This is a genomic window from Polaribacter sp. WD7, assembly GCF_003335085.1.
Lineage (GTDB): Bacteria > Bacteroidota > Bacteroidia > Flavobacteriales > Flavobacteriaceae > Polaribacter.
On record NZ_QPEJ01000001.1, the window covers coordinates 1 to 1,024 of the forward strand.

The 1,024-nt window shown below is 27.7% G+C and carries 1 protein-coding gene; it reads left to right on the plus strand.

The features are described from left to right. Positions 1-104: 104 nt before the first annotated feature. On the plus strand, positions 105-1,010 hold the full coding sequence (locus tag DUT90_RS00005) for an IS982 family transposase (protein ID WP_114424670.1): 906 nt from the start codon (positions 105-107) through the stop codon (positions 1,008-1,010). Positions 1,011-1,024 lie beyond the last annotated feature (14 nt).

The window sequence follows — 1,024 nt, forward strand, 5'->3', positions numbered from 1 at the left end:
TAACGTGAGTTCGATGTAAAATAGATGATTTATTATTATGAAAAAAGCAGAATATTTAGTAAATTAAAGTACTGAATTTCAATTTATTAACAAATACTCTGCTTATGATTTCTGACGATAAAATTATAGAAATTTTCTGTTCTTTTGATGATTTTACGAAAGAATTTAACTCAATTCTAGATAAAAACAGTGTTTGTGATGGTTCACCTACAAAAAAACGTAATAGAAAATTCAAAATGAGTAAAAGTGAGATAATGACTATTATGGTTATTTTTCATTTAAAATCCCATCGTAATCTAAAGCACTTTTATCTATATTATGTCTCTAAACATATGAGTGATTACTTCCCAGATTTAGTTTCTTATAATCGTTTTGTTGAATTACAAAAATCAGTAATTCAACCTTTAGCTGTCTATTTAAAGCTTTTTGGTTTAGGCAAATGTTCAGGTATTTCTTTTATCGATTCTACCGCTATTAAAGTATGCCATTACAAAAGAGAAAAACAGCACAAAGTATTTCAAGGGATTGCTGAGAAAAGTTATGGAACATTAGGTTGGTTTTATGGCTTTAAATTACATTTAGTCAGCAATGACAAGGGGCAAATTATAGATTTCCTGATAACAAAAGCAAATGTAGATGATAGATATCCACTTAAAAATAAAAACTTTCACGATAAAATCTTTGGGAAAATATATGGTGATAAGGGGTATTTGGGTAAAGATTTATTTGATAAATTATTTGTTGATGGTATTCATTTAGTAACCAAATTAAGAAAGAATATGAAGAAAAAGGCACTCGATTTTATGGATAAAGTTTATCTTAGAAAAAGAGCAATTATAGAATCTGTAAACGATGTGCTAAAAAATACTTGCCAGATAGAACATTCTAGACATCGATCATTTGATAACTTTTTAGGGAATTTAATCGCAGGTTTAACAGCTTACTCTTTCCTTGACAAGAAACCTAGTATTAAAATTCAAAGATTTTTGCCTAATATAGATATAAGTTAAGTCGAACTCACGTT

Bases quoted from the DNA above. Each gene is read 5' to 3' on its own strand.
- DUT90_RS00005 (WP_114424670.1), top strand. From the start codon at position 105: ATGATTTCTGACGATAAAATTATAGAAATTTTCTGTTCTTTTGATGAT.